This is a genomic window from Amycolatopsis sp. FDAARGOS 1241 (assembly GCF_016889705.1).
GTDB lineage: Bacteria > Actinomycetota > Actinomycetes > Mycobacteriales > Pseudonocardiaceae > Amycolatopsis.
The window spans coordinates 7,122,302-7,145,845 of record NZ_CP069526.1; the positions used below are offsets into that span (position 1 = coordinate 7,122,302).

Consider the following 23,544-nt stretch of genomic DNA (forward strand, 5'->3'; position numbering starts at 1 on the left):
AACCGCTTCGGGGCGGGCGTTCGTGCACCAGACGAGCGCCCGCCCCGAGGTGGCGGGCCCGGGACCAGGTGGGGACGATGAAGCGGATTTCTCTGGCGCTGGCGGCGGGTTCGATGATCCTGCTGGGGGGTGCCACGGCGTGCTCCTCGGCCGCCGCGGGTTCGGCCACACCGGACACGGCGGCGAAGCCGGCGGTCGGCGCCCCGGCTGGAGCCCAGTCGGGAACACAGCAGGGCACGCAGGACGGCGCACCCGAGGTCATCGCCGCGGCGGCGCAGGTCCAGGTGCCGCCGGGCGCCAAGCGCGTGGCCACCTTCCACGGCGAGGGCGTGCAGATCTACGGCTGCACCAACGGCGCGTGGACGCTCATCCAGCCCGCCGCCATCATGTCCGAGGGCGACAAGGCCGTGGCCCTGCACAGCAAGGGGCCCGTGTGGACGTCCACTGTGGACGGAAGCACCGTCGCCGCCACGGCGGTGCCGGGCAAGGCCGTGCAGCACCCCGACGCGATCCCGGAGCTGCTGCTCAAGGCCGACCAGACCACCGGCAAGGGTGTCTTCGGCGACGTCACCTACGTGCAGCGGCTGGCCACCAAGGGCGGCCTCGCGCCCAAGGGCTCGTGCACCGCGGGCCAGCAGACCGCCACGCCGTACTCGGCCGAGTACGCGTTCTGGGCCGGCGGTAACTGAGTCACAGCACCGGACGAGGGGCTCCCCGGGAATCCGGGAAGCCCCTCTTCGCAGGTCTTGGCTCAGCTCGCCGGCACCGGCTCCTCTTCGGTGGCCCGCAGGCGCTGCGAGATCACCTTGGTGATGCCGTCGCCCTGCATGCTCACGCCGTAGAGCGCGTCGGCGATCTCCATGGTCGGCTTCTGGTGGGTGATGATGATCAGCTGCGAGGAGTCGCGCAGCTGCTCCAGCAGCCCGATCAGCCGGCGCATGTTGGTGTCGTCCAGCGCCGCCTCCACCTCGTCCATCACGTAGAAGGGTGAGGGACGAGCGCGGAAGATGGCGACCAGCATGCCCACCGCCACCAGCGACTTCTCGCCACCGGAGAGCAGCGAGAGCCGCTTGACCTTCTTGCCCGGCGGACGGGCTTCGACGTCGACGCCGGTGGCGAGCAGGTCGTCGGGCTCGGTGAGGACCATCCGGCCCTCACCGCCCGGGAAGAGCACGCCGAACACGGTCTCGAACTCGCGGGCCACGTCGGCGTAGGCCGAGGCGAACACCTCGAGGATCTTCTCGTCGACCTGCCTGATCACGGCCTCGAGGTCCTTGCGCGTGTCCTTGAGGTCTTCGAGCTGGGTCGAGAGGAACTTGTAGCGCTCCTCCAGCGCCGCGAACTCCTCCAGCGCCAGCGGGTTCACCTTGCCCAGCAGCGACAGGTCCTTCTCGGCGCGCCGGGCGCGGCGAGCCTGCGTGTCGCGGTCGTACGGCATCGGCGGCGGCGCCGTGACGTCCTCGCCGCGCTCCTTCGCCGCTTCGTACTCGGCCATCTCGCCGGCGCTCGGCGGCACCGGCACGGCCGGGCCGTATTCGCGGACGAGGTCCTCGAGGCCGATGCCGAAGTCCTCGGCGATCTTGCCCTCGAGGGTCTCCAGCCGCAGCCGCTGCTCGGCGCGCAGGACTTCGTCGCGGTGCACGGCGTCGGTGAGCTTCTCGAGCTCTCCGGACAGCTCGCGCACCTTGCCGCGCACCGCGGTGAGCGCGGTTTCGCGGGTCTGGCGCTGGGCCTGGGCCTCGTCGCGCTCGGCGGCCGCGCGCTGCACCGAGTGCTCGATGCGCTCCAGCGCGAACTCACCGGCGTTCACGACGGCGTTGGCGATCTGGGCACCACGCTCCCGCGCCGCCCGGGCCTTGGCCGCGCGTTCGCGGGCCTCCTGCTCCGCGCGCGCCGCCCGCCGCAGCGAATCGGCGCGCCCGGCGATGCTGCGCGCCCGCTCCTCGGCGGTGCGCTGCGCGAGCCGCGCATCGACCTCTTCCTGGCGGACGCCGGTCAGCAGCTCCACGGCCTCGTCGCGCTCGGCCGTGTCGGGGTCGTCCTCCACCGGCTGCTCGGCGACGGCCGCGAGCCGCTCCTCCATCTCGGCCAGCTGCGCGAGCGCCTGCTCACGGCTCTGCTCGACCTTCGCGCGCTGCGCGGTGAGCCGGTCGACCTCGGCCTGCGCGGAGCGCGCGGCCTGCTGCAGCCGGTTCAGCCGCTCCGACGAACGCGCTTTGCGGACCTTCGCCTCGCCGAGCGCGTCCTTGGCCTGGCCGACCTCCTCGCGGCGCGCCTGCTGTTCGGCGCGGGCGCCTTCCAGCTCGGCGGAGAAGCGCTCCAAGGCCCGCTCGGCCGTCCGCAGCCGTTCGGCCGCCTCTTCGACCGCGGCTTGGACCTCGATCACGCTCTCGCGCGCCGCGGACCCGCCGGCGACCCAGCGGGCGCCGAACACGTCACCCTCGGCCGTCACCGCACGCACGTCCGGGTGGCTCGCCACGAGTTCGCGCGCCACGCCGAGGTCCGGCACCAGCGCGAGCCTGTCGAGCGCGTGCTCCACGGCCGGACGCAGCTGTTCCGGCGCGGTCACGACCTCACGCGCCCAGCGGGCGCCGTAGGGCAGCGCCGGCCACGAACTGGTGTCCACAGTGGAACCATAACCACCGAGCACGAGCCCGGCGCGGCCGGAATCGGTGTCCTTCAAGTACTTCAGCGCACTCAGCGCCTGCTCACCGCCGGCCACCGCCACGGCGTCGGCCACCGGGCCGAGCGCGGCGGCCAGCGCCACCTCGTGCCCGGGCTCCACGGTGAGCAGCGCGGCGACCGAGCCCAGCAGCCCCGGCAGCTCGTGCGACGCACCGAGCAGCGCGCCGGCGCCGTCCTTGCGCTTGAGGCCCATGGACAGCGCCTCGACCCGCGCCCGCTCCGACGCGATCTCCCGCTCGGCGGCGCGCTCGGCCTTGACGAGCTCCTCGACGCGCGCCTTGGCCGCGGTGTTGGCCTCGACCGCGCGGTCGTGGCGCTGCAACAGCTCCGCGTCGTCGGACTCCTCGACGCCGCCCTCGGCCTTGGCCTCTTCGAGCTCCTCCAGCGCGATCTCCGCGCGCTCGGCCGATTCCTGCAGCGACACGGAGATGCGGTCGATCTCCTCGGCGGTGGCGCCGGTCTTGCTGCGCAGCGCCTCGACCTGGCCGGTCAGCTTCGCCATGCCTTCGCGGCGGTCGGCGATGGCCCGCACCGCGGCCCAGTGCGCGCGTTCGGCGGCCTGCACCCGCTGCTCGAGTTCCTCGCGCCGAAGCACGGTCTCGGCCAGCAGTTCGCGGGCCGCCATGACGGCTTCGTTGAGCTCCTCCTCGCGGTCGGCGACCTGGTCGGCCTCGGCCAGCAGCTCCTCCGGGTCACGACCGCCCGTCGGGGCCGACACGTCGGCGGACAGGTGCCGCTGGCGCTCCACTGCCAGCCGCACGGTGCCGCGCAAGCGCTCGGCCAGCGCCGAGAGCTTGTACCAGGTCTCCTGCGCGGTCTGCAGCTTCGGCGCGTCCTCGGCCAGCGACGCCTCGAGCTCGGTCTCCTCCGCCGCCACGACCTCCAGCGCCTGCTCCACCTCGGCGCGGCGCTGGCGGGCGGTACGCTCGTCGGCCTCCTCCTTGGCGATGGCCTCGCGCTGGGTGACCAGGTCGTCGGCCAGCAGGCGCAGGCGTGCGTCGCGCAGCTCGGACTGCACCGACTGCGCCTTGCGCGCGATCTCGGCCTGCTTACCCAGCGGCTTGAGCTGGCGGCGCAGCTCGGTGGTGAGGTCGCCGAGCCGGTCGAGGTTGCCCTGCATGTTGTTGAGCTTGCGCAAGGTCTGTTCCTTGCGCTTGCGGTGCTTGAGGACGCCCGCCGCCTCCTCGATGAAGGCGCGGCGCTCCTCGGGTTTCGACTCGAGGATCGCCGAGAGCTGCCCCTGCCCGACGATGACGTGCATCTCGCGGCCGATGCCGGAGTCCGACAGCAGTTCCTGCACGTCCATCAAGCGGCAGCGGTCGCCGTTGATCTCGTACTCGCTGGCCCCGTCGCGGAACATCCGGCGCGTGATGGAGACCTCGGTGTACTCGATGGGCAGCGCGCCGTCGGAGTTGTCGATGGTGAGCGTGACCTCGGCGCGGCCCAGCGCGGCGCGCCCCGCGGTGCCGGCGAAGATGACGTCCTCCATCTTGCCGCCGCGCAGGTCCTTAGCGCCCTGCGTGCCCATGACCCAGCGCAGGGCGTCGAGCACGTTGGACTTGCCCGAGCCGTTCGGGCCGACCACGCACGTGATCCCGGGTTCGAACCGCAGCGTGGTGGCCGAGGCGAAGGACTTGAAACCCTTCAGCGTCAAGCTTTTCAGGTGCACTTGGTGCTGACCCCTCCGGCCGCGGGTACTGGCTCTTCAATCGGCCCAGGCTACCTGGGCACCGGCCGTGACCGTGGGAGGCCGCCACCACCCGGCGCGCCTAGCACAGACCCGTCGGCACCGGCAACCCCTCGTGTCCCAGTCGTCACAGGAGCCACTCCGGTGGACCAACACCGGCCCGGCATCGACCCCGCGCCGCTCAGCGCTCCAGGAAGCCCGTCAAGCCGCCCTTCGCCGAGCTCCAGCGCTCGACGACGTGATCCACGCTTCCGGGTGATTCTCCCGACCGCAGAGCGGCCAACAACCGCTCACAGTGGTCTCGGCCACCCTCCGCTACCACCTCGACACGCCCGTCGGGCAAGTTGCGCGCGAAGCCGACCAGTCCGAGCTCCAGCGCGCGGCTCCGGGTCCACCAGCGGAAACCGACCCCCTGCACGCGCCCGTGCACCCACGCCGCCAACCGGATGTGTGTTTCTTCCTCACTCACGCGACCATCCTGCCCCACGCCACTCGCTGCGGACAGTGACGGCGCAGGTCCCGTACCTGCGCGAATGGGTCACTGGCGGTGATAACCTCCCCGCCGAGGTCCGCGTCCGGCGCCTCGATCCCCGCGCAACACCCGGGGAGCCGGACCGAACCGCGACACGACTTCCGGGAACCGACAGCCCGCTGCGTCTCCCGGTACCCGCGAAACCGCGTCCACGACCAGCGCCGATCGTTCACCACTCGATCGAGTCGAATTGCATGTGAGGAGCCTGCATGTCCCGTCCCGACGGGCCGGATCCGAGCGCACGCGTCTCCGTCGCTCCACCCAAGGCCGCGAGCGGCATCATGAACCGGGCCGGCTACGCCATCCTCGGCGTGAGCGGCCTGGTCGTGGCCACGGCGTTCGCCGCGATCGCCGAACTGGCGGGCCCGAGCACGGCCGCCGACTCCACCTCCGTCCCCGGCAGCGGCCAGGGCACCCTGCCGGGCAGCTCGCAGGTCGTGCCGGGCAACGCCGTGCCGGGCGCCCCGATGACCCTCTCCGGCCAGCCGACGCCCGGTGACCCGACCTCGGTGCCCGCCACCCCCACGACCGTGGTCTCCACGGGCGCGGACGGGGTGCCGACGACGTCCGTGGTCGTGCCGCCGCCGAACAACCCCGTCGGTCAGCCGGGTCAGCCGGGCAACCCGCCGCCTGGCGGTGGCGGTCCGGTGAACCCCACAACGCCGCGAAGCGACACGTCGACAACGAAGGCACCGCCGCCGGACTCCTCGACAGAGGTTCCGCCGCCGGACTCCTCGTCTTCGGCACCACCGGATTCGCCCCCTCCGCCGGACCCCACCAGCGGTGGTGGCGGTTCGAGCAGCAGCGGTGAGCCGCCGAGCACGACGCCGGGTCCGTCCTCTTCGGACGTTCGCACGACCGACCCCACCGGTCCCACGACCTGACAACAGAAACGAGGGCCGCCCCGCGGGGCGGCCCTCGTCGCGTCTAGACCTCGAAGCGGTACCCCATACCGGGTTCGGTCAGCAGGTGCCGCGGACGTGACGGCTCGGGTTCCAGCTTCCGCCGCAGCTGCGCGAGGTACACGCGCAGGTAGTGCGACTCCGTCTCGTACGACGGGCCCCACACCTCGTGCAGCAGCTGCTTCTGCGCGACCAGCCGTCCGCGGTTGCGCACCAGCAGCTCCAGCACACCCCACTCGGTCTTGGTCAGGTGCACCTCTTTGCCGTCGCGGCGGACCTTCTTCGCGGCCAGGTCGATCGTGAAGGAACCGGTGTCCACCACCGCTTCCGCGCCGTCGGAGCCGGCGACGGCCGAGCGCCGCACCGCGGCCCGCAGCCGGGCCAGCAGCTCGTCCATGCCGAAGGGCTTGGTCACGTAGTCGTCGGCGCCCGCGTCGAGAGCCTGGACCTTGTCGGCCGAATCGCCGCGCGCGGACAGCACGATGATGGGCACCGTCGTCCAGCCGCGCAGGCCGGCGATGACCTCCGTGCCGTCGAGGTCGGGGAGGCCGAGGTCGAGCACGACCACGTCGGGCTTGGTTTCGGCGACGGCCTTCAGCGCGGCGGTGCCGTCGTGCGCCGTGATCACCTTGTACCCGCGGGCGTTCAGGTTGATCCGCAGCGCGCGCACGATCTGCGGCTCGTCGTCGACCACCAGCACGGTGGCCGCCTTGTCGGGACTCACGTTCCCACTCCCTCCTCGATGGCCCCGTCGATGGCCTCGTCGATCTTGAGGAGGTCCTTGTCCGGGTGCTGCCCGGTGTAGGCAGGCAGCGAGATCACGACGGTGAGGCCGCCACCCGGCGTGTCCTCGGCCCGGATGGTGCCCCCCATCGCTTCGATGAAGCCCTTCGCGACCGACAGCCCCAGCCCGACGCCGGGCGTGGAGTCGCGGTCGCCACCGAGCCGCTGGAACGGCGCGAACGCCGAGTCGGCGGTGCCCTTCTTCAGGCCCCGCCCGTGGTCCACGATACGCAGTTCCACGTGCTCGGAGTGCGCGCTCGCCCGCGCCGACACCTGGCCGCCGCCGTGGCGCAGCGCGTTGTCGAGCACGTTGGCGATCACGCGTTCCAGCAGGCCCGGGTCGGCCTGCACCGACGGCAGGCGCGCGTCCACAGCCACCTTGACGTCGTGCGAGTTGTCCACGTTGGACAGCGCGTGGGCAACCACCTCGTCGTAGCCCACGGGCCGCAGGTGCGGCGTCACCGCGCCGGTGGCCAGGCGCGAGGAGTCGAGCAGGTTGTCGATGAGCCCCGCGAGCCGGTCGGCCGAGAGCTCGATGGCCTCCAGCAGCTCCGCGGTGTCCTCCTCGGACAACGACAAGTCGGGCGCGCGCAGGCTGCCGATCGCGGCCTTGATGGACGTGAGCGGCGTCCGCAGGTCGTGGCCGACGGCCGAGAGCAGCGTGGTCCGCAGCTCCGTCGCCTCGGCCTTGCGCTCGGCGGCGGCCGCGGCGGCCGCCATCCGCTGCTGGCGCAGGGCGAGCAGCGCCTGTCCGGCCACGGCTTCGAGCACGCGCCGGTCTGCCGCCGGCAGCGTGCGCCCGCGCAGGGTGAGGTGGACGTCGGCGGTCACCGCGATGTCCACATCGGCCTCGTCCGGGTCGGCGCACGGGAACTGGCCGGCGAGCGCGACCTTCTGCCACTCGCCGTTCTTCTTCTCCAGCAAGGTGACCGACGTCAGGCCGAAGTTCTCCCGCACCTTCTCCAGCAGCCGCTCGATCGGTTTCGGGTTCGTCAGCACCGTGCGCGCGTACGACGCCAGCAGCGCCGCTTCGGTCCGGGCCCGCGCGGCCTGGGTGGCCCGCCGCGCCGCCGCGGCAACCACCAGGGCCACCAGCACGGCGACCACGATCATCGCGACGAGCGTGACCACGTTCTGCGGGCTGTGCACGTTGAGCGTGTACAGCGGCGGGGTGAAGAAGAAGTTGAGCAGGCCGGCTCCGAACACGGCCGCGATCACCGCCGGGCCGAGCCCGCCCACGAGCGCGACGATCACCGTCGCGAGCACGTAGAGGATCACGTCGGTGGAGAACTCGACGGTGTCGCGCAGCAGCACGCCGAGCCCCGTCGCGAGGATCGGCAGCAGCAGGCTCAGCACCCAGCCGACCACCAGCCGCGACGGCGCCAGCGGGCTCGCGCCCAGCCGCGCGCGCAGCCGCCCGCCGGCGTAGGAGTGCGTGACCATGTGCACGTCGATCGACCCGGACTGCTGGACCACGGCCGCGCCGATGCCTTCGTCGAACAGCCGCGCGACGCGCGAGCGCCGCGACGTGCCGATCACGAGCTGCGTCGCGTTCACCCCGCGGGCGAAGTCCAGCAGCGCTGTCGGCACGTCGTCGCCGACGACCGCGTGGAACGTCGCGCCGACCTCTTCGGCGAGCGTGCGGCTGCGTGCCATCGCGGTCGGGCTCAGGCCGGACAGGCCGTCGCCGCGCAGGATGTGCACGACCTGCAGCTCCGCGCCCGCGCGCGTCGCGATGCGGCTCGCGCGCCGGATCAGCGTCTCGCTCTCCGGCCCGCCGGTGATGGCGGCGACGACGCGTTCGCGCGCCTCCCACGTGTCGGTGATCTTCTGCTCCGCGCGGTAGCGCTGCAGCGCCACGTCGACCTGGTCGGCAACCCACAGCAGGGCCAGCTCGCGCAGCGCGGTGAGGTTGCCGGGCCGGAAGTAGTTGCCGAGCGCGGCGTCGATGCGCTCGGCCGGGTAGACGTTGCCGTGCGCGAGCCGGCGCCGCAGCGCCTCCGGCGTGATGTCGACGAGCTCCAGCTGCTCGGCCCGCCGCACCACCTCGTCCGGCACGGTTTCCTGCTGCGTGACGCCCGTGATGCGCTCGACGACGTCGTTGAGGCTCTGCAGGTGCTGCACGTTGACCGTGGACAGCACGTCGATGCCGGCGTCGAGCAGCTCGTCGACGTCCTGCCAGCGCTTGTCGTGGCGCGCGCCGGGCACATTGGTGTGCGCCAGCTCGTCGACCACGACCACCTCGGGCGCGCGCTTCAGGACGGCTTCGAGATCCATCTCGGCGAACTCGTGCCCGCGGTGGGTGACCGTGCGCCGTGGCACGATCTCGAGGCCGTCGAGCAGATCGGCGGTCTTCTGCCTGCCGTGGGTCTCCACGAGGCCCACCACCACGTCGGTCCCGCGCTCCAGCCGGCGACGGGCCTCGCCCAGCATCGCGAAGGTCTTGCCGACCCCCGGAGCCGCGCCGAGGTAGATCCGCAGTTCACCTCGACGCGGCTTCGGGGTCGTGCTCGGTGTGCTCACGCTGTCAGTGTGCTCCCTGTGCTCCTGGAGCGGCCGAATGCACGGCCAAGTTGAGCAGCAGCACGTTTACCCCGGGGACGCCGATCCCGGCGCCCGTGGTGTTCGCCTCGACCAGCTGGCGCACCTTGTCCTCGGACAGCCCCGTGTTGCGCGCGACCCGGGCGATCTGCAGGTCGGCGTACGCGACGCTGATCGAGGGGTCGAGCCCCGAGCCGGAAGCGGTCACGGCGTCGGCCGGCACCTGGTCCGGCGCCACGCCCTCCCGCTTGGCGATGAGGTCCTTGCGCTCGGTGATGGTCTTCACGAGGTCCTCGTTGAACGGGCCCTTGTTCGACGCACCCGAGGTCGACGGGTCGCCGGGGCCGAGCGAGTCCTTCGACCCGGCCGAGGGCCGGTTGTGGAACCACGGGTCGTGCGCTGGATCGGCCGGCACCGGGTCGATGCCGATCAGGGATGAGCCGACGGCCTGCCCGTTCTGCGTGACGACCGAGCCCTCGGCGTTGGACTGCAGGCCGGGGATCCGGGCGATCGTCCAGACGGCCAGCGGGTACCCGATGCCGAGGATGATCGTCAGGGCGATCAGGACGCGCAGGCCCGCCCAGGTCTGCTTCACGAGTGTGTTCATCAGATTCACCCGATTCCAGGGATGTGCCGCACGATCAGGTCGATGATCCAGATCCCGAGGAACGGGCTCACGATGCCGCCGAGGCCGTAGATGAGCAGGTTCCGGCGCAGCAGCGCGGAAGCCGACGAGGGCTTGTAGCGCACGCCGCGCAGGGCGAGCGGGATCAGGAACACGATGATCAGCGCGTTGAAGATGACGGCCGAGAGGATGGCCGACTGCGGGGTCGCCAGGTGCATGATGTTCAGCGCGCCCAGCTGGGCGAAGATGCTCGTGAACATCGCGGGCAGGATGGCGAAGTACTTCGCGAGGTCGTTGGCGACGCTGAACGTGGTGAGCGCACCGCGCGTGATGAGCAGCTGCTTGCCGATCTCCACGATCTCGATGAGCTTCGTCGGGTCCGAGTCGAGGTCGACCATGTTGCCGGCCTCCTTGGCGGCCGACGTGCCCGTGTTCATCGCGACACCGACGTCCGACTGCGCCAGCGCGGGGGCGTCGTTCGTGCCGTCGCCCGTCATCGCGACCAGCCGCCCGCCCTCCTGCTCCTTCTTGATGAGCGCCATCTTGTCCTCGGGCTTGGCCTCGGCGAGGTAGTCGTCGACGCCCGCGTCCTCGGCGATGGCCTTGGCGGTGAGCGGGTTGTCACCCGTGATCATCACCGTCTTGATGCCCATCGAACGCAGTTCCTTGAAGCGCTCCTTCATGCCCGGCTTCACGACGTCGGAGAGCCGGATGACACCGCGCACGAACGCACGCCCGCCCGCCGATTCCGCGACCACCAGCGGCGTGCCACCCTGCTGGCTGATCTCGTCGACGATCCGCTCGGTCTCGTCGGGCATGTCGCCGCCGCGGGCACGGACCCATTCGCGCACGGCCGAGGTGGCGCCCTTGCGGACCTCGCGCTCGCCGAGGTCCACACCGCTCATCCGGGTCTGCGCCGTGAAGGGCACGAACTCGGCGAGCTTCTCGTTGTCAGCGGCCTTGTCGGGCAACCCGTGGTCGGCGGTGATGAGCTCGATGATGCTGCGGCCTTCGGGCGTGCCGTCGGCGAGGCTGGAGAGCCGCGCCGCGCGGGCCAGGTCATCCACTGTGGACCCGCCGACGGGGATCAGCTCGGTCGCCTTGCGGTTGCCGAAGGTGATCGTGCCCGTCTTGTCGAGCAGCAGCGTCGAGACGTCGCCCGCAGCTTCCACCGCGCGCCCGGACGTGGCAAGTACGTTGCGCTGCACCAGCCGGTCCATGCCCGCGATGCCGATGGCGCTCAGCAACGCGCCGATCGTGGTCGGGATGAGGCAGACCAGCAGGGCGGTCAGCACGATCACCGACTGCTCCGTGCCCGAGTACCCGGCCATCGGCTGCAGGGCCACCACGGCGAGCAAGAAGATGATCGTGAGCGTCGCGAGCAGGATCGTCAGCGCGATCTCGTTCGGCGTCTTCTGCCGCGAAGCGCCTTCCACCAACGCGATCATCCGGTCCACGAAGGACTCACCGGGTTTGGTGGTGATCTTCACGACGATCCGGTCCGACAGCACCGTGGTGCCCCCGGTCACGGCCGAGCGGTCGCCGCCCGACTCGCGGATGACCGGCGCCGACTCACCGGTGATGGCCGATTCGTCGACCGTCGCGATGCCTTCGACGACGTCGCCGTCGCCCGGGATGACCTGGCCGGCCTCGACGACCACCAGGTCACCGACGCGCAGGTCGACGCCGGGCACGCTCTCCTCTGAGCCGTCCTCGGTCAGGCGCCGCGCGACCGTTTCCTTCTTGGACCTGCGCAGCGATTCGGCCTGCGCCTTGCCGCGCCCTTCGGCGACGGCTTCGGCCAGGTTCGCGAACAGCACCGTGAGCCACAGCCAGATCGCGACGAGGATCGAGAACATGCTCGGGTCGACGATCGCGAACACCGTGGTGAGGGCCGAACCGACCCACACCACGAACATCACGGGGTTCTTCAGCTGGTGCTTGGGTTTGAGCTTGTTCAGCGCCTCGGGCATCGAGGTCCACAGCTGGCGGGCGTTGAACGCGCCCGCGCCGACGCGGCCCGCGTTCTCCGCGCGGTGCTGCTGGTCCTCCAGTGGACTGCGTGGGGTTTCGGTGACTGTCATGCCAACGCCTCCGCGATGGGCCCGAGCGCGAGCGCCGGGACGAAAGTGAGGGCCGCGACGAGGACGATGGTGCCGGTGAGCATCGTGCCGAAGAGCGGTCCGGTGGTGGGCAGGGTGCCCGCGGTTTCGGGGACCTTCCTCTGCGAAGCGAGTGAGCCGGCCAGGCAGAGCACGGCGAGGATGGGGATGAACCGGCCGAGCAACATCGCCACACCGAGCGAGGATTGGAACCAGTTGCTCGTCACGGTCAGGCCGCCGAACGCGCTGCCGTTGTTGTTGCCGGTCGAGGCGTAGGCGTAGAGGACCTCTGACAGGCCGTGCGCTGCCGGGTTGCCCAGTGCGCTCTGGGTGTCGGGCATCGCCAGCGCGATCCCGGCGCCGATGAGCACGACGGTCGGCATCGCGAGCATCGAGATCGCCGCGGTTGTGACCTCGCGCTTGCCGAGCTTCTTCCCCAGGTACTCCGGCGTGCGCCCGACCATGAGGCCGGCGAGGAACATCGCGATGATGGCCATCACGAGGATGCCGTAGAGGCCGGTGCCCACGCCGCCGGGCGAGATCTCGCCGAACAGCATGTTGAGCAGCGGCCCACCGCCACCGAGTCCGGACAGGCTGTCGTGGGCACCGTTGACCGCGCCCGTGGACGTGCCCGTGGTGGTGTCCGCGAAGATCGAGGTCAGGCTCAGGCCGAACCGCTGTTCCTTGCCCTCCATGTCCGCACCTGCCGCCAGTGCGGCCGGGCTGTTGGTGAGTGCTTCGGAGCTCCAGATGAGCGCCAGCATCGCCCCCCACAGAGCACCCATCACCGACAGCAGGACGTAGCCCTGCTTCTTGTTGCCGACCAGCTGGCCGAACGTGCGGGTGAGGCTCACCGGGATCATGAGGATCAGGAAGATCTCGATGAGGTTGGTCCACGCGTTCGGGTTCTCGAACGGGTGCGCGGAGTTCGCGTTGAGGATGCCGCCACCGTTGGTCCCGAGTTCCTTGATCGCCTCCTGGCTCGCCGCCGGGGCCAGCGCGACGGTGCTCTGGCTGCCGTCCGGGTTCGTCACCGCGACACCCGAGTGCAGGCTCTGCACCACGCCGAGCCCCACGAGCACGATCGCGAAGACGAACGCGATCGGCAGCAGGATGCGGATCGAGCCGCGGATCAGGTCGACCCAGAAGTTGCCGAGCCGGTCGGTCTTCGAGCGGATGAACCCGCGCGTCACCGCGATCGCGACGGCCAGGCCCACGCCCGCCGACACGAAGTTCTGCACGGTGAGGCCGGCCATCTGCACGAAGTGGCCCATGGTCGTCTCGGGGACGTAGGACTGCCAGTTCGTGTTGGTCACGAAGCTCACGGCCGTGTTGAACGCGACGGACGGCGACACCGCGCCGCGGCCGAAGTTCCACGGCAGCACCGACTGCAGGCGCTGCAGCAGGTACAGCAGGATGACGGACATGAACGAGAACCCGAGCACGCCGGACGCGTACGTCTTCCAGTGCTGCTCGGCGTCCGGGTTGACGCGGACGATCTTGTAGAGGCCCTTCTCGATCCTCCAGTGCTTCTCGCTCGAGAAGACCCGGGCCATGTAGTCGCCGAGCGGTTTGCAGACCACCGCCAGGGCGAGCAGGAGCAGGCCGACCTGCACGAGGCCGGCGCCGACGTCACTCATCAGAACTTCTCCGGCCTCACCAGTGCGATGAACAGGTAGATGATCAGGCCCAGCGCCAGCAGACCGCCGACGACGTTGGCCACGGTGCCCGCGCCGCTCACAGCTTCTCCATCCCGCGGAGGGTCAGAGCGAGGACCACGAACACGCCCAGGATCAGCAAGGCGTACAACAAGTCGGCCACAAGGCACCTCTCAAGACGGGTCACCCGGGGCGGGTGACCGCTGGACGACCGCAACTGTGCGGTTGTCGCGCAGCGTGATCGAGGTCGTCTGACGTCTCCTTGACGCGCCCCCCCTAGGCCATTTACACGGTTTTGACGCGGGGTGACACCCGCCACCGCCGTTCGCCTGGTACCCCGCGACGTTCGGTTGATCTTCGATGATCACTGGAAGTAGTTGGTTAGTGACTCACAACACAATACGTAGTGGATCTATGACGGAGCGTGCAATTCGGGCAGACATCGTGTGCCCGCTGTGTTACACCGGTGTTGCCGATAGTTGTATTACCTAAGCAAAAATGATGGAGGCGGACGGATGTGCGGAATCGCCGGCTGGGTGTCCTACGAAACTGACCTGTCGCAACGGCAGGAGATCGTCGACGCGATGACGGAGACGATGGCCTGTCGCGGCCCGGACGACCGGGGCACCTGGGTGCGCCGGAACGTCGCGCTGGGACACCGCAGGCTCGCGATCATCGACCTGCCGGGCGGCCGGCAGCCGATGAGCGTCCACACGCCCAACGGCGACGTGGCCATGGTCTACAGCGGTGAGGCCTACAACTTCACCGAACTTCGTGAAGAACTCACGAAACTCGGGCACACGTGGGAGACCGACAGCGACACCGAGGTCGTGCTCCACGGGTACCTGCAGTGGGGCACCGAGGTGGTCGACCACCTCAACGGCATGTACGCCTTCGCGATCTGGGACGAGCGCGACCAGAAGCTCGTGATGATCCGCGACCGCATGGGGATCAAGCCGTTCTACTACTACCCGACGCGCGACGGCGTGCTGTTCGGCTCGGAGCCCAAGGCGATCCTGGCCAACCCGTCGGTGCCCCGGATCGTCGACACCGACGGCCTGCGCGAGCTGATGGGCTTCACCAAGCGGCCCGGGTGGTCGCTGTGGAAGGGCATGAGCGAGGTCGAGCCGGGCACCGTCGTCACGGTGTCGAAGGACGGGATCAGCACCCGCACGTACTGGCAGCTCGACGCGAAGCAGCACACCGACGACCAGGAGACCACCGTCGCCCGCGTGCGGGAGCTGATGACGGACATCGTCAACCGGCAACTGGTCGCCGACGTGCCGCGCTGCGTGCTGCTCTCGGGCGGGCTCGACTCGAGCGCCGTCACCGGGCTCGCGGCCACGCGGCTGGCCGAGCAGGGTGAGCAGCTGCGCACGTTCTCGGTCGACTTCCTGGGCCAGGAGGAGAATTTCAAGCCCGACGAGATGCGCGACACCCCGGACTCGCCCTACATCCGTGACGTCGCGAAGCTCGTCGGCTCGGCGCACCAGGACGTGGTGCTCAACCCGGCCGAGCTCACGGACCCGGCCGTGCGCCGCGCCGTGCTGCGGGCGCGCGACATCCCGGCCGGTCTCGGCGACATGGACACCTCGCTGTACCTGCTGTTCAAGGCGATCCGCGGCGAGTCCACCGTGGCGCTCTCGGGCGAATCGGCCGACGAGGTGTTCGGCGGCTACCGCTGGTTCCACGACCAGTCGGTGCACGCCGACACGTTCCCGTGGCTGGCCTTCCGCAACAGCCTGATGTCGCAGCGGGAAGCGCTGCTGCGCCCCGAGATCGGCGCGAAGCTGAACCTCGAGGAGTACGTGGCCGACCAGTACCGCACGGCGATCGCGAAGGTCGAGCACCTCGACGGCGAGTCGGAGCAGGAAGCACGCATGCGCACGATCTCGCACCTGCACCTGAGCCGGTTCGTGCGAATGCTGCTCGACCGCAAGGACCGCGCGTCGATGGCCGTGGGCCTGGAGGTGCGCGTCCCGTTTTGCGACCACCGGCTCGTGGAATACGTCTACAACGCACCGTGGTCGCTGAAGACCTTCGACGGCCGTGAGAAGAGCCTCCTGCGCCACGCCACGAAACACGTGCTGCCGGACTCGGTGCGCGACCGCGTGAAGAGCCCGTATCCGTCCACTCAGGACCCCGGCTACCCGGCCGCGCTCCAGCGGCAGGCCAAGGAGATCCTGACCGAGCGCGACAACCCGGTGTTCCAGCTCGTGGACCGCGAGTGGCTCACCAAGGCATCCGAAGTGGACCCGGCGACCATCGAACCGACGCTGCGCACGGGTTTGGACCGCGCGTTGGACCTGTACCACTGGTTCGACCTGTACTCGCCCGAACTGCAGCTGGACTGAGTTCCCGGCTCGCCCTGACCACCGTGGCTCACCTCCCCGCGTCCGGCAGGCGGGCCACGGTGGCGGGAGCTCAGAGTTCGAGGCTGGCGTCCACGTCCTCCCCGCGCACGTCGAGGTCGGCGCCCGCGCCGCTGAGCAGGCGGCGGCCCGCGGTGTCGGCCACCGTCGTGGAGGCGATGAACCGGGCCGCGCCGCCGTCGCGGGCGGCTTCGAGCGGGACTTCGGTGACGCGCTTGCCGATGCCGCGCCCGCGTACCGAGCGGCACAGCCACACGCCGGCCTCCACTGCGACCGACGATGTGCTGTGCACTGGCCGCAGGCGCGCCGCACCGGCCGCGCGGCCGCCGACCTCGACGACCCACGTGGTTTCGATGGCAGTGTCCGGGTCGAGCGAACGCCGCCGGTGGAGGGCGAGGAACGCCTCGCGGCGCGCGCGCGTCCACCCCGGCGGGCCGTCCACCGGAGGCATCACCTCGCGCGGGTCGGCGTCGGCGACCGCGGCCTCGAGCAACCGGTGCAGGGCCGGCTCGTCGAGGGGGGTCAGCACGATCTCGGATTCGTGAGCTCCGGTCACGCCCGAAGCTTGACACGAGGATCTTGGGTGCGCGACCCGGTAATACGGCTTACCACCACGCTGCCGGCGGCGTGCAGCAACCGGACGTACGGGGACCACCGGGCGGGCTCGGCGATTGCGCCGGTCAGGGCCAGTTCGGCGCGGTCGAGGAGTTGCTCGAGCACCGCGTCGTGCAACGGCCGCCAGAACAGCGGCCACGTGACGCGGGCCGCGCCGTGCAGGTGGGCGGCGAGCACGTGCTCCAGCACGCAGCCGGTCGCGGTCCCGCGGACGAGGAACTCGTGGAAGCCCTCGATCCCTTGCGGCGCCGTGAATCGGCAACGGAGTGACCGTCCAGCGTGGAACCTCTCCACGACGTAGCGCACCAGCCCGTGCCCGCCCTCGGCGCCTGGCGCGAGAGGGCCGGCGAACTCCATGGGCGGCCAGTCTTCGGCGGGCCAGAGCCGTTCCGTGAGGTCGTCGAGCAGCCGCCCCGCTTCGGCGACCGGGACGGGGAACTCGCGAGCGTGCACGTTGAGCACGGACATCGGTTTGCTCCTTCCGGTGACTGGTTCTGGAGACTTTCCTCCAGAACGTATTAGAGCATAGTCTCCACAACATGGGCAGGCCCCCGACTTACACGACCGCGCAGTTTCTCGGCGCCGCTGCTGAACTCTTCGCCGAGGGCGGCGCGCGCGCCGTGACGATGGCCGCCGCCGCGAAGGCCGCGGGCGCCCCGAACGGCTCCATCTACCACCGCTTCGCCGACCGCCCGGCTCTCCTGGCCGCTCTGTGGACGACGAACCTGCGCGACTTCCAGGACGACTTCATCGCACTGCTGGGCCCGGCCCCGACGGTCGACGACGCGGTCGCCGCCGCCGCGAGCGTCGTGCACTGGTGCCGCCGCCATCCGGCCGGCGCCCGCGTGCTCGACGCGGGCAAGCAGGCGTTCTCGCCCACCGAGTGGACGCCGGAAGCCACCGCCGTGCTCGCGCGCGCGGAGAACGAACTGAAGGCCGCCCTCAAACGCGCCACCCTGACCCTGTCGGATCCCCCGGGCCGCACGGTGGACGACGTGGTGCTGGCACTGGTGGAGGTGCCGCGCGCCGTGGTCCACCGCTACCTCTCCAGCGGCCGCACTCCCCCGCCGAAGGCCGCCGACCTGGTGACCCGCTCGGTTCGCAAGCTGCTCCACCCCTGACGGCAAGCGCGAACAGCGCGCTCGCCTGCGCGCCGGCCACCGGCCGGCTCGGCTCCGGCGCGCCGGCCCTCTCCGATTCTGTGCGACATAGGAGTTTCATCCGTCCACTCCTGCGCCGTTGCACCCTGTCTGCCCGGTTTGCCCGGGCGAGTTGGCCCGAATTATGGGAATAGGCTCACGATGTGGGTCGAGCTGTGGGGCAAAACGTCGTTATGTCATCGATCGCAAGGCGATCGGGTACGGAGAGGCGGACCGGCCGCCGTCGCGGGTCGGGGTGTCGATCGGCGACTCGATCGCCGGGCTGTACGCGGCATTTGGTGTGCTGGTCGCGTTGCGCGAGAACTCCGTGCGGGAAAAGGGGAACCGCGGCCCACTGCGGGACCGGGTGGTCGACGTCGCCCTGCACGAAGCGGCGTTCTCCATGATGGAGTCGCTCGTGCCCGACCACCTCGCGCACGGCGTGGAGCGGGAACGGGTCGGCGGCCGGATGGAAGGCATCGCGCCCAGCAACGCCTATCCCTGCGCCGACGGCACCAGCGTGGTGATCGCGGGCAACGGCGACTCGATCTTCGGCCGCTACATGCGCGCCATCGACCGGCCCGACCTCGCCGACGACCCGGGGCTCGCGACCAACGCCGGCCGGTGGGCGCGCCGCGACGAGCTCGATCGCGCCATCACGGAGTGGACGACCGAGCGCACCCGCGAGGAAGTGCTGAAGGTGCTCGACGCGGCCGCCGTCCCGGCGGGTCCCATCTACACCGCCGCCGACATCTGCGCGGACGAGCAGTACCGCGCCCGCGCCATGATCCAGACGCTGCCGGTGGACGTCGGCGACGACGAACCCGCCGACGTCGGGTTCCCCGGGATCGTGCCGGTGCTGGGCGCGCGGTCCCTGCCGGTGCGCTCGCTCGGGCCGGACCTCGGCGCGCACACCCGCGAGGTGCTGCGCGACGTGCTCGGCCGGCGCGACGACGAGATCGAAGCGGTCGCGGGAGGACGCGCGTGACGTTCCGGGACGTGACCCTGCGAGACGGCTTGCAGCTGACGGGCAAACCGATCCCGACCGGCCACAAGATCGCCCTCGTGCGCGAACTGCTCGCCCTCGGCGTCCCCGCGGTCGAGGTGGGCTCGATGGCCCGCCCCGATCTCGTGCCGTCGCTGGCCGACACCTCCGACGTGCTGGCCGCGCTGACACCCGCGGAGCTCGCGCGCTGCTGGGTGTGGGTCGCCACGCCCCGGCACGTCGAGAAGGCAGCCGCAGCCGGGGCCGTGAACTTCCAGTACTGCCTGTCCGCGTCGGACGCGCACAACCGCGCCAACCTCGGCCGGTCCACAGAGGACAGTCTGGCGGCCGTGCCCGCCGCGGTGGAGAACGCGGGCGGCGGGCGGGTGCAGCTGTGCATCGCCACGTCGTTCACGTGCCCGTTCCGCGGCGAGGTGCACCCGGCGCGCGTGCTCGCGATCGCCGACGACCCGCGGACCGCGGCCGCGGTGGACGTCGTGGTTTGCGACACGCTCGGGCAGGCCGTGCCCGCGCAGGTCACGAGCCTGGTCGGCGCCGTCGCACGGCGGGGCCGGCGCGTGGTCTACCACGGACACGACACCTGGGGGCTCGGCGTCGCGAACTCGCTCGCGGCGCTGGCTGCCGGTGCCGACGGGGTCGACGGCGCGCTCGGCGGCCTCGGCGGCTGCCCGTTCGCGCCCGGCGCCGGCGGCAACGCCGCGACCGGGGACCTGCTGTTCGTCCTCCGCCCCGCGTGGCTCACTCCGGGCGGGTTCGCCCGGCTGGTGCGCCTCGCCGGGGACCTGCTCGACGAGCTGGGCGAACCCAACCGGTCGCGAGCCGGCCAGGGCGCCCGCACCAGCGCCATGGCCTTCCCGTGGGCGCTCTGACCGGGTCAGTCCGGCATTCGGCCGCCGAGCGCGCGGGTGATGCGCTCGGCGTGCTCGACGACCAGGTCCACCCACTCGACGCACTTCTCGTACGGCATCCGCAGGGTCGGGCCCTGCACGACGACCGCTCCGACGAGATCGGCGGCGGAGTCGAACGCGGGAGCCGCGACACCCGAGGCGCTGTCGACCCGCTCCCCCACCGTGATCGCGTAGTGGTCCGCGGCGGTCTGCTTGATGAGCTTGCGCAGCTCGTCGCGGTCGGTGATCGTGCCGGCGGTCAGCTGCGGCAGCAGGACCCGACCCGGAGCGCCGACCGAGACAGGCGCGATCCGGCCGACCGACATCTCCCGCCGCAGCCCGTGGCGGGTCTCGGCGACCGCGATGCACACCCGGTGCTCGCCCTCGGCGCGGAAGAAGCACGCGGTCTCGCCGGTGACATCGCGCAGATCCTTCAGCACGGGGTTCACCACCGCGAGGACATCCACCTCCCGCGCGGCGGCCGCCGCCCAGTACGCCATCTTCACACCGATCCGGAACCGGTCACCGGCCCGGTCGAGGAACCCGTGCGCGACGAGGTTCGTCGCCAGCCGCTGCACCGTCGAGGACGGGATCCCGGTGGCCCGCTGGATCTCCCGCAACGTCAGCGCCGGCTCCCGGAGGGTGAACACGTTGAGGATCTCGGTGATCTTCCCGAGCAGGAGCAGCGGTGTGTGCCCGCCCGCGCCACCGGCGAGGCCGGCGTCGTTCCCGTCACGACCAAGCATGGTTCGAACATACGACACGGGTGAAAGGCCGTCCCGGCGATCGCCCGGGCTCAGAAACCGGCCGGCACGTGCGGTGCGTAGTGCTCCTCGAGGCGCTCCAGCTCCTTGTCGCTCAGCTCCAGGTCCACGGCGGCGACGGCGTCCGCGACGTGACCCGGTTTGGTGGCGCCGAAGATCGGGGCCGTGACCGCCGGCTTGTGCAGCATCCACGCCAGCGCGACCTGCGCCCGCGAGACCCCGCGCTCGGTGGCGATCTCGGCGACCGTGGCCGACACACGGCGGTCGGACTCCTCGGCCTGCTTGTACAGCGTCTGGCCGAAGCGGTCGGTTTCACTGCGCTTGGTCGCTTCGTCCCAGTCGCGCGTCAGCTTGCCGCGCGCGAGCGGGCTCCACGGCAGCACGCCGACTCCCTGGTCGAGGCAGAACGGGTGCATCTCCCGCTCCTCCTCGCGCTGAATCAGGTTGTACTGGTCCTGCATGGACACGAACCGCGTCCACCCGCCGAGGTCGGCGACGTACTGCGCCTGCGCGAACTGCCACGCCCACATCGAAGACGCGCCGAGGTAGCGGACCTTGCCGGCGCGCACGACGTCGTGCAGCGCCTCCATCGTCTCCTCGATCGGCGTGTTCACGTCGTAGCGGTGGATCTGGTACAGGTCCACGTAGTCCGTGCCGAGGCGGCGCAGGCTCGCGTCGAGCTGCGTCATGATCGCGCCCCGCGACAGGCCGGAGCCGTTGGGGCCCGGGCCCATCCGGTTGTAGACCTTGGTGGCGATCACGGTCTCTTCGCGCCGCGTGAACTCCTTCAGCAGCTTGCCGGTGATCTCTTCGCTCGACCCGTCGGAGTAGGCGTTGGCCGTGTCGAACGTGGTGATCCCGGCTTCCACCGCCTCCCGGAAGAACGGACGTGAGTCGTCGAGCCCGAGCGACCACTCGTGCCGGCCGCGGTCCGGGTCGCCGTAGCTCATGCACCCGAGGATCACGCGGGAAACCTGCAGGCCGCTCGAGCCCAACCGGAGGTACTCCATCGAAGGCCGCTCCTGTTCTCGTCGCCGGAAAACCCTCCCGCCGACGAGCGTAGTGGCGATCCCGGCCTCCGGCTCCCGGCCGGCGCGGGGCGCGGGCAACCTCACACGCTGGGGCGCCGGACCTCCGCCACTGCCACCGGACGACGCTCGCGGCGGGACAGTTCGCACGCTTCGGCCAGGTAGAACGCCTCGAGTGCGTCGTGAGCGGTCGCCGGGCTGGGGGTGCGGCGCGCCGCCACGTCGAGGAACGTCTCGAGCTCGGCGGTGTAAGCAGGGCGGAAGCGGGCCATGAAGCCGGGGTAGGCGGGACCGGGCAGCGGGGCCACGCCGGGTTCGACGGAGCGGACGGGGGTGCGGTCGTCGAGACCGACGGTGGCGTTGCCGAGTGAGCCGAAGACTTCGAGGCGCACGTCGTAGCCCGCACCGTTGTAGCGGGTCAAGTTCACGATGGCGAGGACGCCGTCGTCGAGGGTCAGGGCAGCGGCGGCGGTGTCGGCGTCGCCGGCGTCGGCGAAGAACCGCGCGCCGCGGTTGGCGCCCAGTGCGTAGACCTCGGTGACCTCGCGGCCGGTGACCCAGCGGATCACGTCGAAGTCGTGCACACCGCAGTCGCGGAAGATGCCGCCGGAGTGCGGGACGTACTCGGCGGGCGGCGGTTCGGCGTCGAAGGTCATGGCGCGGAGGGTGTGCAGCCAGCCCAGCTCACCGCTCGCGACGGCGGCGCGCGCGGCCCGGTACCCGGCGTCGAAGCGGCGCTGGAAGCCGATCTGCACCGGCACGTCGGACCCCTCGATGCGGGCGAGCACGGCGAGCGTGCCGTCGATGTCCGCGGCGACGGGTTTCTCGCAGAACACCGGGAGGCCCGCGTCCACCGCCTTGACGATGAGCTCCGGGTGCGCGTCGGTGGCGGCAGTGACGACGAGCGCGTCGAGGTCTGCCGCGAACAGCGCGTCGATCCCGCCGGCGGCCTCGACGCCGAGCTTCGCGGCCGCCGCCTCCGCCCGCGCGCGGTCGACATCGGCGACGACCACCGACGAAACCTCGGCGAACCCCTTGAGCGTCTCGGCGTGCGCGGTGCCGATCCGGCCGGTGCCGGCCAGTCCCAGCCTCATGAGCGTGCCTTTCCTCGCAGCTGTGCGGGCGCGGTGGTCGACCGCACCACAAGCGAAGGGTGCAGCAGGTGCCGCACGGGTGCCACGCGTTCGCCGCGCACGCGTTCCAGCAGCGCGTCGAGGGCCAGCCGACCGAGCTCCGTGCGCGGCTGGTCCACTGTGGTCAGTGAGATGTGCCGCAGCGAGGCCAAGGACGTGTTGTCGTAGCCGACCACCGAGACGTCGTCCGGCACCCGCAGGCCGTGCTCTTCCAGCGCGGAGATCGCCCCCACCGCGTTGAAGTCGTTGCCCGCCACCAAAGCCGTGGGCAGCTCACCCCGGTCGTACGCGCTCAGCAGCTCCAGCACCGCCTTCGCGCCCGCGGTGTCGGTGTGCTCGCTGGGCACCACGACGGGTTCGAGCCCGTGGGCGCGCATCGCCTGGCGGAACCCGCGCCGGCGCGCGGCGGCGCCGGCCGCTCCCCCGCCGTCGAGGTGCGCGATCCGGCGGTGGCCGAGGCCCACGAGGTGGCCGACAGCCAGCGCGGACCCCGTCTGACCGTCGTCGTTCACCGTGTCCACTCCGGACGCTCGCGAGGTGCGGGACACGAGCACCACCGGGCACTGCCGCGCGGCCGCTTCGATCGCCGACGCGGGCACCACGGGCGAGAGCAGGATCAGCCCCGCCGGGCGGAAGGAAAGCAGGCTGCGCAACGCGGCACTCTCGCGCGAAGGCACGCGGCCACCGGTGTTGAGGATCAGGTCGAAACCGGCGGCCTGCGCCGCCGCGTCGAGGCCTTCCACGACGTCGGCGAAGAACGCGTTGCGCAAATCGCTGACCATCACGCCCAGCACGGTCGACGTGCGGCTGGCCAACGATCGCGCCATCACGTGCGGGGAATAGCCCAGCTCGTCGGCTGCCTTCAGCACCGCCTCGCGCCGCTGCGCCGAGACCTTCGGCGAACCGCGCATCACCAGCGACACCAGCGCGCGCGAGACCCCCGCCCGCGCGGCGACGTCCTCCATGGTGGGTTTCACGAACCGCCCGCCTTCCGGCCTTGACTCGCTGTCGGCCGACGCTACAAGCTTTAGAGCGCTCTAATCAAGCGCGCACTCCGACGCTCACCGAACGGGCCAACGCCGTTG

General features: G+C 71.1%; 20 protein-coding genes. 6 read left to right on the plus strand and 14 right to left on the minus strand.

What is annotated here, in order from left to right:
• Window positions 1-77: 77 nt before the first annotated feature.
• Window positions 78-689 carry a DUF3455 domain-containing protein gene (locus I6J71_RS34720; protein WP_204090713.1) on the plus strand — a complete coding sequence of 204 codons (612 nt, stop codon included), beginning with the start codon at window positions 78-80 and terminating at the stop codon, window positions 687-689.
• 62 nt (window positions 690-751) lie between these two features.
• Here the strand turns inward: I6J71_RS34720 and smc are convergent, their stop codons facing one another.
• Both smc and I6J71_RS34730 read right to left on the minus strand, forming a co-directional pair.
• Window positions 752-4,354, minus strand: a complete 3,603-nt coding sequence (gene smc / locus I6J71_RS34725; RefSeq protein ID WP_204090714.1) for a chromosome segregation protein SMC — start codon at window positions 4,352-4,354, stop codon at window positions 752-754.
• Window positions 4,355-4,553: 199 nt separating this feature from the next.
• Window positions 4,554-4,841 carry an acylphosphatase gene (locus tag I6J71_RS34730; RefSeq protein ID WP_204090715.1) on the minus strand — a complete coding sequence of 96 codons (288 nt, stop codon included), beginning with the start codon at window positions 4,839-4,841 and terminating at the stop codon, window positions 4,554-4,556.
• Between the two features lie 272 nt (window positions 4,842-5,113).
• Between I6J71_RS34730 and I6J71_RS34735 the strand changes: the two genes are divergently transcribed.
• Window positions 5,114-5,788, plus strand: a complete 675-nt coding sequence (locus I6J71_RS34735; protein ID WP_204090716.1) for a hypothetical protein — start codon at window positions 5,114-5,116, stop codon at window positions 5,786-5,788.
• A gap of 43 nt (window positions 5,789-5,831) precedes the next feature.
• On the opposite strand, the gene I6J71_RS34740 is transcribed toward I6J71_RS34735, so the two are convergent.
• Genes I6J71_RS34740 through kdpF form a run of 6 tightly spaced genes read right to left on the minus strand, consistent with a single transcriptional unit; the run spans window position 5,832 to window position 13,598 of the window.
• Window positions 5,832-6,530, minus strand: coding sequence for a response regulator (locus I6J71_RS34740; protein WP_204090717.1), 699 nt, complete (start codon window positions 6,528-6,530; stop codon window positions 5,832-5,834).
• The gene (locus tag I6J71_RS34745; protein WP_204090718.1) at window positions 6,527-9,112 is read right to left on the minus strand and encodes a sensor histidine kinase KdpD; all 2,586 of its coding nucleotides are present in this window, start codon (window positions 9,110-9,112) and stop codon (window positions 6,527-6,529) included. The genes I6J71_RS34740 and I6J71_RS34745 overlap by 4 nt, the downstream gene beginning before the upstream one ends.
• Window positions 9,113-9,116: 4 nt before the next feature.
• The gene (locus tag I6J71_RS34750; protein ID WP_204090719.1) at window positions 9,117-9,737 is read right to left on the minus strand and encodes a potassium-transporting ATPase subunit C; all 621 of its coding nucleotides are present in this window, start codon (window positions 9,735-9,737) and stop codon (window positions 9,117-9,119) included.
• A gap of 5 nt (window positions 9,738-9,742) precedes the next feature.
• Complete coding sequence (gene kdpB / locus I6J71_RS34755) at window positions 9,743-11,839, minus strand: potassium-transporting ATPase subunit KdpB (protein ID WP_204090720.1); 2,097 nt, start codon at window positions 11,837-11,839, stop codon at window positions 9,743-9,745.
• On the minus strand, window positions 11,836-13,497 hold the full coding sequence (kdpA, locus tag I6J71_RS34760; RefSeq protein ID WP_204090721.1) for a potassium-transporting ATPase subunit KdpA: 1,662 nt from the start codon (window positions 13,495-13,497) through the stop codon (window positions 11,836-11,838). The genes kdpB and kdpA overlap by 4 nt, the downstream gene beginning before the upstream one ends.
• Window positions 13,497-13,598, minus strand: a complete 102-nt coding sequence (gene kdpF / locus I6J71_RS34765; RefSeq protein WP_204090722.1) for a K(+)-transporting ATPase subunit F — start codon at window positions 13,596-13,598, stop codon at window positions 13,497-13,499. The genes kdpA and kdpF overlap by 1 nt, the downstream gene beginning before the upstream one ends.
• Before the next feature lie 432 nt (window positions 13,599-14,030).
• On the opposite strand from kdpF, the gene asnB reads away from it, so the two are divergent.
• Window positions 14,031-15,869 (plus strand): asparagine synthase (glutamine-hydrolyzing), encoded by a 1,839-nt coding sequence (asnB, locus tag I6J71_RS34770; protein WP_204090723.1) that lies wholly within the window; start codon window positions 14,031-14,033, stop codon window positions 15,867-15,869.
• A gap of 70 nt (window positions 15,870-15,939) precedes the next feature.
• Here the strand turns inward: asnB and I6J71_RS34775 are convergent, their stop codons facing one another.
• On the minus strand, window positions 15,940-16,443 hold the full coding sequence (locus I6J71_RS34775; protein WP_239154086.1) for a GNAT family N-acetyltransferase: 504 nt from the start codon (window positions 16,441-16,443) through the stop codon (window positions 15,940-15,942).
• Window positions 16,440-16,970 (minus strand): SRPBCC family protein, encoded by a 531-nt coding sequence (locus I6J71_RS34780; protein WP_204090725.1) that lies wholly within the window; start codon window positions 16,968-16,970, stop codon window positions 16,440-16,442. Before I6J71_RS34780 ends, I6J71_RS34775 begins: the two co-directional genes overlap by 4 nt.
• Before the next feature lie 71 nt (window positions 16,971-17,041).
• Here I6J71_RS34780 and I6J71_RS34785 point away from each other — a divergent pair, with 71 nt between their 5' ends.
• The 3 genes from I6J71_RS34785 (at window position 17,042) to I6J71_RS34795 (ending at window position 19,516) form a co-directional block, all read left to right on the plus strand.
• Window positions 17,042-17,623, plus strand: a complete 582-nt coding sequence (locus tag I6J71_RS34785) for a TetR/AcrR family transcriptional regulator (RefSeq protein ID WP_204090726.1) — start codon at window positions 17,042-17,044, stop codon at window positions 17,621-17,623.
• 163 nt (window positions 17,624-17,786) lie between these two features.
• Window positions 17,787-18,629: a CaiB/BaiF CoA-transferase family protein gene (locus tag I6J71_RS34790; protein WP_204090727.1), complete on the plus strand. Its 843-nt coding sequence runs from the start codon at window positions 17,787-17,789 to the stop codon at window positions 18,627-18,629.
• An 11-nt stretch (window positions 18,630-18,640) separates the two neighbouring features.
• Complete coding sequence (locus I6J71_RS34795; protein WP_239154088.1) at window positions 18,641-19,516, plus strand: hydroxymethylglutaryl-CoA lyase; 876 nt, start codon at window positions 18,641-18,643, stop codon at window positions 19,514-19,516.
• Window positions 19,517-19,521: 5 nt separating this feature from the next.
• Here I6J71_RS34795 and I6J71_RS34800 read toward each other — a convergent pair whose 3' ends face one another.
• The 4 genes from I6J71_RS34800 to I6J71_RS34815 all read right to left on the minus strand — a co-directional run bounded on the left by I6J71_RS34800 (window position 19,522) and on the right by I6J71_RS34815 (window position 23,424).
• On the minus strand, window positions 19,522-20,280 hold the full coding sequence (locus I6J71_RS34800; protein WP_204090729.1) for an IclR family transcriptional regulator: 759 nt from the start codon (window positions 20,278-20,280) through the stop codon (window positions 19,522-19,524).
• A 50-nt stretch (window positions 20,281-20,330) separates the two neighbouring features.
• Window positions 20,331-21,308, minus strand: a complete 978-nt coding sequence (locus tag I6J71_RS34805) for an aldo/keto reductase (RefSeq protein ID WP_204090730.1) — start codon at window positions 21,306-21,308, stop codon at window positions 20,331-20,333.
• A gap of 101 nt (window positions 21,309-21,409) precedes the next feature.
• Window positions 21,410-22,420, minus strand: a complete 1,011-nt coding sequence (locus tag I6J71_RS34810; protein WP_204090731.1) for a Gfo/Idh/MocA family oxidoreductase — start codon at window positions 22,418-22,420, stop codon at window positions 21,410-21,412.
• Window positions 22,417-23,424, minus strand: coding sequence for a LacI family DNA-binding transcriptional regulator (locus I6J71_RS34815; RefSeq protein ID WP_204097383.1), 1,008 nt, complete (start codon window positions 23,422-23,424; stop codon window positions 22,417-22,419). Before I6J71_RS34815 ends, I6J71_RS34810 begins: the two co-directional genes overlap by 4 nt.
• Window positions 23,425-23,544: the final 120 nt, after the last annotated feature.